Source organism: Cellulomonas fimi (assembly GCF_028583725.1).
Lineage (GTDB): Bacteria > Actinomycetota > Actinomycetes > Actinomycetales > Cellulomonadaceae > Cellulomonas > Cellulomonas fimi_B.
Genome location: NZ_CP110680.1, coordinates 2158898 through 2171675, shown reverse-complemented (window position 1 = coordinate 2171675; position 12778 = coordinate 2158898). Strand labels below are relative to the sequence as shown.

Here is a 12778-nt window from a genome sequence, read left to right as displayed (position 1 = left end):
CTCAGCCGACGGCGGCCAGCAGGTCGGCCGCGCGGTCGGTGCGCTCCCAGGTGAACTCGGGGAGCTCGCGACCGAAGTGGCCGTACGCGGCGGTCTTGCGGTAGATCGGGCGCAGCAGGTCGAGGTCGCGGATGATCGCGGCCGGGCGCAGATCGAACACCTCGCGGATCGCCGCGGTCAGCCGCTCGACGGGCACGACACCCGTGCCGAACGTCTCGACGTACAGGCCGACGGGGTGCGACTTGCCGATCGCGTACGCGACCTGCACCTCGCAGCGCTTCGCCAGGCCCGCCGCGACGACGTTCTTCGCGACCCAGCGCATCGCGTACGCGGCCGACCGGTCGACCTTCGACGGGTCCTTGCCGGAGAACGCGCCGCCGCCGTGCCGCGCGTAACCGCCGTAGGTGTCGACGATGATCTTGCGGCCCGTGAGGCCCGCGTCACCCTTGGGCCCGCCGACGACGAACGTGCCGGTCGGGTTCACGAGCAGGCGGTGGTCGCTCGTGTCGAGCTCGAGCTGCGCGAGGACAGGCGCGACGACGTGCTCGGCGATCGCGGGGCGCAGGTAGGTGTCGAGATTGACGTCCGGGTCGTGCTGGGTCGAGAGCACCACGGTGTCGAGCGACACCGCCCGGTCGCCCTCGTAGCCGATCGTGACCTGCGTCTTGCCGTCGGGCCGCAGACCGGGCACCAGGTCCTGGCGCCGCACCTCGGCGAGCCGCTCCGCGAGCCGGTGCGCGACCCAGATGGGCAGCGGCAGCAGCGTCGGGGTGTCGTCGGACGCGTAGCCGAACATGAGGCCCTGGTCGCCCGCGCCCTGCAGGTCGAGCGGGTCGATGTCGGCGGAGTCCTGACGGACCTCGAGGGACTTGTCGACGCCCTGCGCGATGTCGGGCGACTGCTGGCCGATCGAGACCGAGACGCCGCAGGACTCACCGTCGAAGCCGATGTGCGACGACGTGTACCCGATGCCCTGCACGACCTCGCGGACGACCTGCGGGATCTCGACGTACGCGCTCGTCGTCACCTCGCCGGCGACGTGCACGAGGCCCGTCGTCACCATCGTCTCGACGGCGACGCGCGCGGCCGGGTCCTGGTCGAGGATCGCGTCGAGGATCGCGTCGGAGATCTGGTCGCACACCTTGTCGGGGTGGCCTTCCGTCACCGACTCGGACGTGAACAGGCGCGCGGAAGCCTCAGTCATGGCGCACAGCCTAACGGGACGGAAACGACCCTCTCACCGGCCGTTCACCAGCGGGCGAGCACCGCGTCCCACACGGCGTGCGCGACGTCGTCCTTGCTGCCGGCGGCGGCGGAGACGACCTCGCCGCGGGCGTCGAGCACGACCACGTCGTTGACGTCCGTCCCGAACCCGCGGCCGTCCCCGACCGCGTTCACGACGAGCAGGTCGGCCTTCTTGCGCAGCGCCTTGGCGCGGCCGTGCTCGAGGACCGACCCGTCGGCGTCGCCCGTCTCGGCGGCGAAACCGACGACGACCTGGCCGTCGCGCAGCCGGTCGGCGGCGAGCTCGACGAGCACGTCGGGGTTCTCGACGAGGTGCACCGCGGGGGCCGACCCGTCGCGGCGCTTCTTGATCTTGGCGTCGGCCGGCGTCGCGGGCCGGTAGTCCGCGACCGCGGCGGCCATGACGACGGCGTCGGCGTCCTTCGCGGCGGCGCGCACCGCGTCGCGCAGCTGCGCGGCGGTCTCGACGGGCACCGCGTCCACGCCGGGCGGCACGGACACGGCCAGGTTCGCGGCGACGAGGGTGACGTGCGCACCCCGTGCGGCGGCCGCCCGGGCCAGCGCGACGCCCTGCCGGCCGGAGCTGCGGTTGCCGAGGAACCGGACGGGGTCGAGCGGCTCGCGCGTCCCGCCCGCGGACACGACCACCCGCCGACCGGCCAGGTCGCGGGGACCGACGAGCGCGAGGGCCGCCGCGGCGATCTCCTCGGGCTCGGGCAGCCGGCCCGGCCCGGTGTCCGTGCCGGTCAGCCGGCCGCTCGCGGGGTCGAGCACGTGCACGCCGCGCCGGCGGAGCGTCTCGACGTTCGCGACCGTCGCGGGGTGCTCCCACATCTCGGTGTGCATCGCCGGCGCCATGAGCACCGGGCAGCGCGCGACGAGCAGGGTCGCAGTGAGCAGGTCGTCGGCGCGGCCGGTCGCCGCGCGGGCGAGCAGGTCCGCGGTGGCCGGAGCCACCACGACGAGGTCGGCCGTCTTGCCGACGGCGACGTGCGCGACCTGGTCGACGTCCTCGAAGACGTCCGTCGTCACGGGCTGCCCGGACAGGGCCTCCCACGTCGTGCGCCCGACGAACTCGAGCGCCGCGACGGTCGGCACGACGCGCACGTCGTGCCCCGCCTCACGCAGGAGGCGCAGCAGCAGCACCGCCTTGTACGCGGCGATGCCGCCCGCGACGCCCAGGACGATCCGCATGGGCGCTGCCTCAGCCCTCCGTGGCCTCGGAGGTCAGCAGGCCGGCGTCGATCTCGCGCATGGCGATCGAGAGCGGCTTCTCCTGCGGGCGCGTGTCGACGAGCGGGCCGACGTACTCGAGCAGGCCCTCGTTGAGCTGCGAGTAGTACGCGTTGATCTGGCGGGCGCGCTGCGCCGAGTACAGCACCAGGGCGTACTTGGAGTCGGCGCGCTCGAGGAGCTGGTCGATCGGCGGGTCGGTGATGCCCGTGGGGGCGGCGACGGTTCCGGACACGATGGTCTCCCGTGAGGTCGGTGGGGGGTGCGGCACGGTGGCCGCGGGGCGGAGCCTGCCGACGATCCTACCTGGTCGCGATCCCCATCACCCGGACCAGCTCGTCCGTGGCCCGGTGCACGTCGTCGTTGACGATCACCGTGTCGAACTCGGACTCGGCCGCGAGCTCGACGCGCGCGGTCGCGAGCCGCCGCTCGCGCTCCTCCGCGTCCTCGGTCCCCCGCCCCACGAGCCGCCGCTCGAGCTCGGCGAAGGAGGGCGGGGCGAGGAACACGAAGTGCGCGTCCGGCATGGACGCCCGCACCTGGCGGGCGCCCTGCAGGTCGATCTCGAGGAGCGCCGGCTCACCGGCGGCGAGCCGACGCTCGACGGGCTCACGAGGAGTGCCGTACCGGTTGCGGCCGTGGACGACCGCCCACTCCAGCAGGTCGCCGTTCTCGACCATGCGGTCGAACTCGTCGACGCTGACGAAGTGGTAGTGCACCCCCTCGATCTCGCCGGGTCGCGGCGGCCGCGTCGTCGCGGACACCGACAGCCAGACCTCGGGGTAGCGCGTGCGGACGTCGGCGGACACCGTGCCCTTGCCGACGGCGGTGGGTCCGGCGAGAACGGTCAGCCGGGCGGGCGTCGTCGTCATGGGTGGTGCGGTACTCCTCGTGCGCAGCGGTGACGGGCGACCGTCACCCGAAGCGGTCGACGAGCGCCTTCACCTGGTGGGGTCCGAGGCCGCGGACGCGCCGCGTCTCCGAGATGCCGATCTCGGAGATGATCGCACGAGCCTTGACCTTGCCCACACCGGGCAGGGACTCGAGGAGCGCGAGCACCTTGAGCTTGCCGATCGTCTCGTCCTTCTGGCCCTGCTCGATCACCTCGGACAGGGTGCCCTGGGAGTACTTGAGGCGGTTCTTGACCTCGGCACGGGCCTGCCGGGCGGCGGCGGCCTTCTGGAGCGCTGCGGCTCGTTGTTCGGGAGTCAGCGGAGGAAGAGCCACGCGCGTCACCTTCTCGTCAGTGGGCCAGCGATCTCGACGGATGCGCAGGATCGTGACAACGAAACTAGCGAGGCCCACCGTGGTCGGCAACGCGGACGCGCCGGAGCGACCTGCGAGGACGCCTCTTCGGGCAACCATCCCACGAGTGCCCGGGGCGCCTCTGCACGCGCGCTCGCGCACCGGCACCCGGGGTGTGCGGATACCGGTGCGCGAGCGGCGTGGCTCAGGCGAGCGCGGCGGCGGCCTCGTCGGCGGCGCGGCGGGCGGCCGACCGCAACCTCTCGACGTCCGGTCCGGCGGCCAGGACGCCCCGCGACGACGACGCGAGGACCTGCCGACGCGCGACGCCGAAGACCGCGCTCAGCTCGCGCGGGCCAGCGCCCTGCACGCCGACCCCCGGTGCGAGCAGGGGCCCGTTGACCGCGGCCAGGTCGGTGCCCGTCCGGGCGGCCGCGTCACCGACCGTCGCGCCCACGACCAGGCCGATCGAGCCCATCGGGTCGACGCCGGCGTTGAGCGCCGCCGCACGCGCCGCGATCGTCGCCGCCACGGTCGAACCGTCCGCGGTGCGCGCGTGCTGGACCTCGTGGCCCTCCTTGTTGGACGTCAGGCACAGCACGAACAGGCCTCGCCCCGTCGCGAGCGCGGCGTCGACCGCCGGGTCGAGCGACCCGAAGCCCAGGTACGGCGAGACCGTGAGGGCGTCGCCGGCCAGCGGAGAACCGTCGCGCAGGTACGCGTCGGCGTAGCCCTCCATGGTGGAGCCGATGTCGCCGCGCTTGGCGTCGACCACGACGAGCGTGCCCGTGCGGCGCCCCTCGGCGACGACCTCCTCGAGCACCGCGACACCCGCCGAGCCGTGCCGCTCGAAGAGCGCCGCCTGCGGCTTGACCGCCGCGACCCGCCCGCCGACCGCGGACATCACGGCCGACGCGAACGCGCGCAGGCCGTCGGCGTCGTCGGTCAGGCCCCAGTCCGCGAGCAGCACGGGGTGCGGGTCGATGCCGACGCACAGCGGGCCGTGCGCGGCCATGGCGGCGGCGAGGCGGGCACCGAACGGCTCGCGCACCGCCGCACCGCCGTCGCCGGCGTGCGTGCCGGCCGGGGCCGTCACGCGGTCACCTCCGCTGCCTGCGCGCGGCGCCGGTCGGCCGCCGCGTCGTGCTCCTGCAGGCTCGTCACCGCGAACGGCCCGGCCTGGGCCGCCTCGATGGCCTGCACGGCGGCGCCGAGCTGCTGGACCGTCGTGACGATCGCCTTGTCGGCGGCCGTCGTCGCGGCGCGGATCTCGTAGCCGTCGGCGCGCGCGCCCTGGCCCGAGGGGGTGTTGACGACGATGTCGACGTCGCCCGCCGTGATGAGGTCGACGATCGTCGGCTCACCGTCGGCGCCCCGGCCCGACGAGTACTTGCGCACGACGCGCGACCGGATGCCGCTGCGGTGCAGGACCGCCGCGGTGCCCTCGGTCGCGAGGATCTCGAAGCCGAGCTCCGCGAGCCGCTTCACGGGGAAGACGATCGAGCGCTTGTCCCGGTCCGCGACCGAGATGAACGCCGTCCCGCCCGTGGGCAGCCCGCCGAACGCCGCGTCCTGCGACTTCGCGAACGCCGTCGGGAAGTCGACGTCGAAGCCCATGACCTCACCCGTCGAGCGCATCTCCGGCCCGAGCACGGTGTCGACGACCACGCCCTCGGCGGTGCGGAACCGCTTGAAGGGCAGCACGGCCTCCTTGACGGCGACCGGCGAGTCGAGGTCGAGCACGCTCGCGTCCTGCGCGGGCAGCAGGCCGGCCGCGCGCAGGTCGGCGATCGAGCGGCCCGCCATGACGAGCGCCGCGGCCTTGGCGAGCGACACGCCCGTCGCCTTCGACACGAACGGCACCGTGCGCGACGCCCGCGGGTTGGCCTCGAGGACGTAGAGCACGTCGGAGACGAGCGCGAACTGGATGTTGAGCAGCCCGCGGACGCCGACGCCGCGCGCGATCGCCTCGGTGGACAGGCGGATGCGCTCGAGCTCCGAGGTCGACAGCGTCACGGGCGGCAGGGCGCACGCCGAGTCGCCGGAGTGGATGCCGGCCTCCTCGATGTGCTCCATGACGCCGCCGAGGAACAGCTCCTCGCCGTCGAACAGCGCGTCGACGTCGATCTCGATCGCGTCGTCGAGGAACCGGTCGATGAGCAGCGGCGGGAGCGTCCCCGCGCGGCCGCCGTCGGCGGCGTTGTCGAGCGCACGCTGCACGTACTCGGCGAGCTGGTGCTCGTCGTAGACGATCTCCATGCCGCGGCCGCCCAGGACGTACGACGGGCGCACGAGCACCGGGAACCCGATGCGGCGCGCGGTCTCGCGCGCACCGGCGAGCGTCGTCGCGGTGCCGAACGCCGGCGCGGGCAGGCCCGCGGCCTCGAGCACCTTGCCGAACTCGCCGCGGTCCTCCGCGGCGTCGATCGCCGCCGGGGGCGTGCCGAGGATCGGCAGACCGGCGTCCGCGAGGCGCTGCGCGAGCGACAGCGGGGTCTGGCCGCCGAGCGTCACGATGAGACCCGCGACCGGGCCGGCGGCGAGCTCCGCGTGGTAGACCTCGAGGACGTCCTCGAACGTGAGCGGCTCGAAGTAGAGACGGTCGGACGTGTCGTAGTCCGTCGAGACGGTCTCGGGGTTGCAGTTGACCATGACGGTCTCGAACTCGCCCTTGAGGGCGAGCGCCGCGTGCACGCACGAGTAGTCGAACTCGATGCCCTGGCCGATGCGGTTCGGGCCCGAGCCGAGGATGAGGATCGCGGGACGCTCGCGCGGCCGGACCTCGGTCTCCTCGTCGTAGGCCGAGTAGTGGTACGGCGTGAGGGCCGCGAACTCCGCGGCGCACGTGTCGACCGTCTTGTAGACGGGCCGCAGGCCGACCGCGTGCCGGGCGCCGCGCACGGCGTCCTCGGTCGTGCCGCGCAGCTGCGCGATCTGCGCGTCCGACAGGCCGTGGCGCTTGGCGTGCGCGAGGACCTCGCGGGTCAGCGCCGGGGCGGCGGCGGTCTCGGCGGCGACCTCGTTGATCAGCTGGACCTGGTCGAGGAACCACGGGTCGATGCCCGTGCGGGCGTACACCTCGTCCACGTCGACACCGGCACGCAGCACCTGCTGCACGTCGATCAGGCGCCCCTCGGTGGGCCGGCCGATCGTCCCCAGCAGGGCGTCGAGCTCCTCCCCCACGGACGGCCGGCCCTCCCAGTGGAAGACCGAGCCCTTCTTGTCGATGGACCGCATCGCCTTGCCGAGCGCCTCGGTGAAGTTGCGGCCGAGCGCCATGGCCTCGCCGACGGACTTCATGGTCGTCGTGAGCGTCGGGTCGGCGGCCGGGAACTTCTCGAACGCGAACCGCGGCACCTTGACGACGACGTAGTCGAGCGTCGGCTCGAACGACGCGGGCGTCGAGCCCGTGATGTCGTTCGGGATCTCGTCGAGCGTGTAGCCGACCGCGAGCTTCGCGGCGATCTTCGCGATCGGGAAGCCCGTGGCCTTCGACGCGAGCGCCGACGACCGCGACACACGCGGGTTCATCTCGATGACGACGACGCGGCCCGTCGTGGGCTCGACGGCGAACTGGATGTTGCAGCCGCCGGTGTCGACGCCGACCTCGCGGATGACCGCGATGCCGATGTCGCGCAGCTTCTGGTACTCGCGGTCGGTCAGCGTGAGCGCGGGCGCGACCGTCACCGAGTCGCCGGTGTGCACGCCGACCGGGTCGACGTTCTCGATCGAGCAGACGACCACGACGTTGTCGTGCTTGTCGCGCATGAGCTCGAGCTCGTACTCCTTCCAGCCGAGGATCGACTCCTCCAGGAGCACCTCGGTGGTCGGCGAGTAGTGCAGGCCCTGGCCGACGATGCGGCGCAGGTCGTCCTCGTCGTACGCGATGCCCGAGCCGAGGCCGCCCATCGTGAACGACGGCCGCACGACGACCGGGTAGCCCAGGTCCTCGACCGCGGTCAGCGCGTCCTCGATCGTGTGCACGATCGCGGACCGCGCGGACTCCCCGCCGCAGACCTCGACGACCTGCTTGAACTGCTCGCGGTCCTCGCCCTTCTGGATCGCGGGGATGTTCGCGCCGATGAGCTCGACGTCGTACTTCTCGAGCACGCCGGCCTCGTCGAGCGCGATCGCCGCGTTGAGGGCCGTCTGGCCGCCCAGCGTCGGCAGGATCGCGTCGGGACGCTCCTTGGCGATGATGCTCGTGAGGACCTCGGTCGTGATCGGCTCGACGTAGGTCGCGTCGGCGAACTCGGGGTCCGTCATGATCGTGGCGGGGTTCGAGTTGACCAGGACGACCCGCAGGCCCTCCTCCTTGAGCACGCGGCACGCCTGCGTCCCCGAGTAGTCGAACTCGCACGCCTGGCCGATGACGATCGGGCCGGACCCGATGACCAGGACGCTGGAGATGTCGGTGCGGCGGGGCATCAGGCGGCACCCTTCGTGGTCGGGTCGTCGGTGCCCGTCATGAGCGCGACGAAGCGGTCGAACAGGTAGGCGGCGTCGTGGGGACCCGCCGCCGCCTCCGGGTGGTACTGGACGGAGAACGCCGGCAGGTCGAGCGCGCGCAGGCCCTCGACCACGTCGTCGTTGAGGTCGACGTGGCTGACCACGACCCGGCCGTAGCGGCCGCCGTCGTGCGGTGCGGTGGACTCGCCGTCGAGCGGGGCGTCCACGGCGAACCCGTGGTTGTGCGCGGTGATCTCGACCTTGCCGGTCGCCCGGTCGACGACCGGCTGGTTCACGCCGCGGTGGCCGTAGCCGAGCTTGTAGGTGCCGTAGCCGAGCGCGCGGCCGAGCAGCTGGTTGCCGTAGCAGATGCCGAAGAACGGGATCCTGCGGTCCAGCACGTCGCGCAGGAGCTCGACCTCGTGCGTCGCCGCCGACGGGTCGCCGGGGCCGTTGGAGAAGAACACGCCGTCGGGCTGCGTCGCGAGGACCTCGTCGATCGTCGCCGTCGCGGGCAGCACGTGCACGCGCACGCCGCGCTCGGCGAGCCGCTGCGGCGTCATGGCCTTGATGCCGAGGTCGACCGCGGCGACCGTCGCGACGGGCGTGTCGAGCGGGGCGCCGTCGGGGCCGAGCGCCTCGACGACGTACGCCGCGTCGGTCGACACCTCGCCCGCGAGATCGGCGCCGGCCATCGCGGGGGCGGCGAGCACCTCGTCGAGCAGCTCGTCGACCGGGCGGCGCTCGCCGTCGGGACCCGTCAGGACCTCGCCCGAGAACACGCCCGCACGCATGACGCCCCGCTCGCGCAGGTGCCGCGTGAGGGCGCGGGTGTCGACGCCGCTGATGCCGACGATCCCCTGCGCGTCGAGCTCCTCGTCGAGCGTGCGGCGCGCGCGCCAGCTCGACGACCGGCGCGCGGGGTCGCGCACGACGTACCCGGCGACCCAGATGCGGCCGGACTCGGGGTCCTCGTCGTTGACGCCGGTGTTGCCGATGTGCGGCGCCGTCATGACGACGATCTGCCGGTGGTACGACGGGTCGGTCAGGGTCTCCTGGTAGCCGGTCATCCCGGTGTTGAAGACGATCTCGCCGAGGGTCCGGCCGGTGGCGCCGTACGCCTGCCCGGCGAACGTCCTGCCGTCCTCGAGGACGAGCACTGCGTCGGTCATGACTTCTCCTCCTGCCCGGTCGTGGCACCGGGCGTGTGGTCGATCAGGGCGGCGACGGCGGCGACCAGCGCGGGGCGGTCGGCGGCGTGCCGGGGGCGCAGGCCGGTGTCGAGGCCGCGCGGGTCGTCGGGGTCGGGCTGCCAGGTGAGGACGACGAGCCCGTCGCCGCCGACGACCTTGCCCGCGATGCCGGGGGCGGTGCCGGCCGCGCGCAGGGTGTCCGTCGGCACGAAGACGTCGGTCGCGCCGGTCCGGGTGATCCGGACGCCCGCGTCGTGGACCTCCACGACGGCCGGGCTGCGGACGCCGAGGTCGTGCGCGACGACGCGGTCGAGCCAGTCGCCGGCCCGCGTCGAGGACACGTAGAGCGCCTCCACGGGACCGAACCGGGTCTCCCCCAGGTCGGCGGGCTCGACCGGCAGCGACGTGACGACCTCCTCGGTGCGTCGTCGTCGGGCGAGCCAGCCCGAGCGCATGCCCCACAGCGCGAGCAGCGCGAGCGCGACGCACCCGGCGACGGCGAGCGCGGTGCGCATCAGCGGACCACGTCCTCGTCGCACGGGGCACCGTCGAGCACGGTCGCGCGGCCGCGCAGGAACGTCGCGACGGTGCAGCCGGGCAGCTCGCGCCCGCGGAACGGCGAGTTGACGGCCTTGGTGGCCTGCTCCCCCGGGTCGACCGTGCGGCGCGCCGCGGGGTCCCACAGGACGAGGTTGGCGGGCTCGCCGACCTCGATCGGGCGTCCGTGGTCGGTGACGCGGCCGATCCGGGCGGGCGCGGTCGACAGCACGCGCGCGACGTCGGCCCAGGTCAGGCGACCGGTGTCGACCATCGTCTGCTGCACGACCGACAGCGCGGTCTCCAGGCCGGTCATGCCGAACGCGGCGGCGGCCCACTCGCAGTCCTTGTCCTCGCGCGTGTGCGGCGCGTGGTCGGTCGCGACGATGTCGATCGTCCCGTCGGCCAGGCCCGCGCGGACGGCCTCGACGTCCGCCTCGGTCCGCAGCGGCGGGTTGACCTTGAACACCGGGTCGTAGCCGCGGGCCAGGTCGTCGGTGAGCACGAGGTGGTGCGGGGTGACCTCGGCCGTCACGTCGATGCCGCGCGACTTGGCCCAGCGCACGATCTCGACGGACCCGGCCGTCGACAGGTGGCAGACGTGCAGGCGCGACCCGACGTGCTCGGCGAGCAGCACGTCGCGGGCGATGATCGCCTCCTCGGCCACGGACGGCCAGCCGGTCAGGCCGAGCTCGGCCGACACGACGCCCTCGTTCATCTGCGCGTTCTCGGTGAGCCGCGGCTCCTGCGCGTGCTGCGCGACGACGCCGTCGAACGCCTTGACGTACTCGAGCGCGCGGCGCATCAGCACGGGGTCGTGCACGCACTTGCCGTCGTCGGAGAACACGCGCACGGCGGCCTCGGACTGGGCCATCGCGCCGAGCTCGGCGAGCTGCTCCCCCGCCAGTCCGACGGTCACGGCGCCGACGGGGTGCACGTCGACCCAGCCGGCCTCGCGGCCGAGCCGCCACACCTGCTCGACGACGCCCGCGGTGTCCTGCGTCGGGGACGTGTTGGCCATCGCGTGCACGGCCGTGAAGCCGCCGAGCGCCGCGGCGCGCGTGCCGGTGCGGATCGTCTCGGCGTCCTCGCGGCCGGGCTCGCGCAGGTGCGTGTGCAGGTCGACGAGGCCGGGCAGCAGGACGAGGCCGGCGCCGTCGATCTCGACCGCGTCGTCGCCGGCCTGCGCGCGGGCGTCCGCACCGATCGCGGCGACGACGCCGTCCGCGAGCAGGACGTCGACGGGGTCCGCGCCCAGCGGGGCGACGGACGTCAGCAGGTACCGGGGGTTCACGCGTCCACCTTCGTCGTCGGCGCGGGCGACTCGCCCGCGAGCAGCAGGTACAGCACGGCCATGCGCACGGCGACCCCGTTGGCGACCTGCTCGACGATCACCGCACGCGGCGAGTCAGCGGCGTCGGCGGAGATCTCCAGCCCGCGGTTCATCGGTCCGGGGTGCATGACGATCGCGTGCTCCGGGAGCGCGGCGATGCGGCGTGCGTCGAGCCCGTACCCGCGGGTGTACTCGAGCGGGCTCGGGAAGAACCCGCCGCCCGCGCTCGACATCCGCTCGCGCTGGACGCGCAGCATCATGACCGCGTCCGGCTTGTCGTCGGCGATGACCTCGTCCAGGTGGTACGAGACCCGCGCGGGCCACGCCTCGACGCCGACCGGCACGAGCGTGGGCGGTGCGACGAGCGTGACGTGCGCGCCGAGCGTGTGGAGCAGCTGCACGTTCGACCGCGCGACGCGGCTGTGCAGCACGTCGCCCACGATCGCGACGCGCAGGCCCGCGAGGTCCTGGCCGGACGCGTCCGAGCGGCCGCCGTCGCCGACCAGGTGGCGGCGCAGCGTGTACGCGTCGAGCAGCGCCTGCGTCGGGTGCTGGTGCGTGCCGTCGCCCGCGTTGACGACGGCCCCCGACGTCCAGCCCGCGTGCGCGAGCGTGTGCGGCGCACCCGACGCCTGGTGCCGGATGACGACCGCGTCGGCGCCCATCGCCTGCAGCGTCAGCGCGGTGTCCTTGAGCGACTCGCCCTTGGAGACGCTCGACCCCTTGGCGGAGAAGTTGATGACGTCGGCGCTCAGCCGCTTCGCGGCCGTCTCGAACGAGATGCGCGTGCGCGTCGAGTCCTCGAAGAACAGGTTGACGACCGTGCGGCCGCGCAGCGTCGGGAGCTTCTTGATCTCGCGCGCCTGCGTCGCGGCCATCTGCCCGGCCGTGTCGAGGATGCGCACCGCGTCGCGGACGTCGAGGTCCGACGCGGACAGCAGGTGCCTCATCGGGTCCCCCCGTCGATGACGACGGCGTCGCGGCCGTCGGTCTCCTCGAGCAGCACGCGCACGCGCTCGGTCGTGGACGTCGGCAGGTTCTTGCCGACGTAGTCCGCCCGGATCGGCAGCTCGCGGTGCCCGCGGTCGACCAGCGCGGCGAGCTGCACCGCGCGCGGGCGGCCGAGGTCGCTGATCGCGTCGAGCGCCGCGCGGATCGTGCGCCCCGAGTAGAGGACGTCGTCGACGAGGACCACGACGCGCCCGTCGAGGCCGCCGCCCGGGATGTCGGTCGCGCCGATCGTCCGGGTCGGCTGGTGGGCCAGGTCGTCGCGGTACATCGTCACGTCGAGGCTGCCCGCGAGTGCGGCCGGGTCGAGGCCGGGCTCGACGTCGGCGAGGCGCTGGGCGAGGCGGCGCGCGAGCGGGAGGCCGCGGGTCGGGATGCCGAGGAGGACGACGTCGTCGCCGCCCTTGTTGCGCTCGAGGATCTCGTGGGCGATGCGGGTGAGCGCCCTGCCGATCTCGGGGGCGCCGAGCACGACGTTCGCGTGCTCGAGGCTGCCGCTGGACGCGGGCGTGCCTGTGCTCATGCGGACTCCTTC

Annotated in this window: 12 protein-coding genes; all 12 read right to left on the bottom strand. The window is 73.7% G+C overall.

The annotated features are described in order from the left end of the window. Position 1 precedes the first annotated feature (1 nt). Positions 2-1204, bottom strand: coding sequence for a methionine adenosyltransferase (metK, locus tag OOT42_RS09915; protein WP_273654688.1), 1203 nt, complete (start codon positions 1202-1204; stop codon positions 2-4). Between the two features lie 44 nt (positions 1205-1248). Next, on the bottom strand, positions 1249-2439 hold the full coding sequence (gene coaBC, locus OOT42_RS09910; protein WP_273654687.1) for a bifunctional phosphopantothenoylcysteine decarboxylase/phosphopantothenate--cysteine ligase CoaBC: 1191 nt from the start codon (positions 2437-2439) through the stop codon (positions 1249-1251). A 10-nt stretch (positions 2440-2449) separates the two neighbouring features. Beyond that, positions 2450-2713, bottom strand: coding sequence for a DNA-directed RNA polymerase subunit omega (gene rpoZ / locus OOT42_RS09905; RefSeq protein WP_013771129.1), 264 nt, complete (start codon positions 2711-2713; stop codon positions 2450-2452). Positions 2714-2780: 67 nt separating this feature from the next. Further along, on the bottom strand, positions 2781-3350 hold the full coding sequence (gene gmk, locus OOT42_RS09900) for a guanylate kinase (protein WP_273654686.1): 570 nt from the start codon (positions 3348-3350) through the stop codon (positions 2781-2783). A gap of 43 nt (positions 3351-3393) precedes the next feature. Continuing rightward, on the bottom strand, positions 3394-3705 hold the full coding sequence (mihF, locus tag OOT42_RS09895; RefSeq protein WP_124343482.1) for an integration host factor, actinobacterial type: 312 nt from the start codon (positions 3703-3705) through the stop codon (positions 3394-3396). 223 nt (positions 3706-3928) lie between these two features. Further along, positions 3929-4738 (bottom strand): orotidine-5'-phosphate decarboxylase, encoded by an 810-nt coding sequence (gene pyrF, locus OOT42_RS09890; RefSeq protein ID WP_423776007.1) that lies wholly within the window; start codon positions 4736-4738, stop codon positions 3929-3931. A gap of 77 nt (positions 4739-4815) precedes the next feature. Further along, positions 4816-8151, bottom strand: coding sequence for a carbamoyl-phosphate synthase large subunit (gene carB, locus OOT42_RS09885; protein ID WP_273654684.1), 3336 nt, complete (start codon positions 8149-8151; stop codon positions 4816-4818). Then, positions 8151-9344 (bottom strand): glutamine-hydrolyzing carbamoyl-phosphate synthase small subunit, encoded by a 1194-nt coding sequence (gene carA / locus OOT42_RS09880; protein ID WP_273654683.1) that lies wholly within the window; start codon positions 9342-9344, stop codon positions 8151-8153. The genes carB and carA overlap by 1 nt, the downstream gene beginning before the upstream one ends. Further along, positions 9341-9880, bottom strand: coding sequence for a hypothetical protein (locus OOT42_RS09875; protein WP_273654682.1), 540 nt, complete (start codon positions 9878-9880; stop codon positions 9341-9343). Before OOT42_RS09875 ends, carA begins: the two co-directional genes overlap by 4 nt. Continuing rightward, positions 9880-11196, bottom strand: a complete 1317-nt coding sequence (locus OOT42_RS09870) for a dihydroorotase (protein ID WP_273654681.1) — start codon at positions 11194-11196, stop codon at positions 9880-9882. The genes OOT42_RS09875 and OOT42_RS09870 overlap by 1 nt, the downstream gene beginning before the upstream one ends. Then, a complete protein-coding gene (locus OOT42_RS09865; RefSeq protein ID WP_273654680.1) occupies positions 11193-12185 on the bottom strand; it encodes an aspartate carbamoyltransferase catalytic subunit in 993 nt (330 codons plus the stop codon). The genes OOT42_RS09870 and OOT42_RS09865 overlap by 4 nt, the downstream gene beginning before the upstream one ends. After that, a complete protein-coding gene (gene pyrR, locus OOT42_RS09860; protein ID WP_273654679.1) occupies positions 12182-12766 on the bottom strand; it encodes a bifunctional pyr operon transcriptional regulator/uracil phosphoribosyltransferase PyrR in 585 nt (194 codons plus the stop codon). The genes OOT42_RS09865 and pyrR overlap by 4 nt, the downstream gene beginning before the upstream one ends. Positions 12767-12778: the final 12 nt, after the last annotated feature.

Bases quoted from the DNA above. Each gene is read 5' to 3' on its own strand.
- metK (WP_273654688.1), bottom strand. From the start codon at position 1,204: ATGACTGAGGCTTCCGCGCGCCTGTTCACGTCCGAGTCGGTGACGGAA.
- coaBC (WP_273654687.1), bottom strand. From the start codon at position 2,439: ATGCGGATCGTCCTGGGCGTCGCGGGCGGCATCGCCGCGTACAAGGCG.
- gmk (WP_273654686.1), bottom strand. From the start codon at position 3,350: ATGACGACGACGCCCGCCCGGCTGACCGTTCTCGCCGGACCCACCGCC.
- pyrF (WP_423776007.1), bottom strand. From the start codon at position 4,738: ATGGCCGCGCACGGCCCGCTGTGCGTCGGCATCGACCCGCACCCCGTG.
- carB (WP_273654684.1), bottom strand. From the start codon at position 8,151: ATGCCCCGCCGCACCGACATCTCCAGCGTCCTGGTCATCGGGTCCGGC.
- carA (WP_273654683.1), bottom strand. From the start codon at position 9,344: ATGACCGACGCAGTGCTCGTCCTCGAGGACGGCAGGACGTTCGCCGGG.
- OOT42_RS09875 (WP_273654682.1), bottom strand. From the start codon at position 9,880: ATGCGCACCGCGCTCGCCGTCGCCGGGTGCGTCGCGCTCGCGCTGCTC.
- OOT42_RS09865 (WP_273654680.1), bottom strand. From the start codon at position 12,185: ATGAGGCACCTGCTGTCCGCGTCGGACCTCGACGTCCGCGACGCGGTG.
- pyrR (WP_273654679.1), bottom strand. From the start codon at position 12,766: ATGAGCACAGGCACGCCCGCGTCCAGCGGCAGCCTCGAGCACGCGAAC.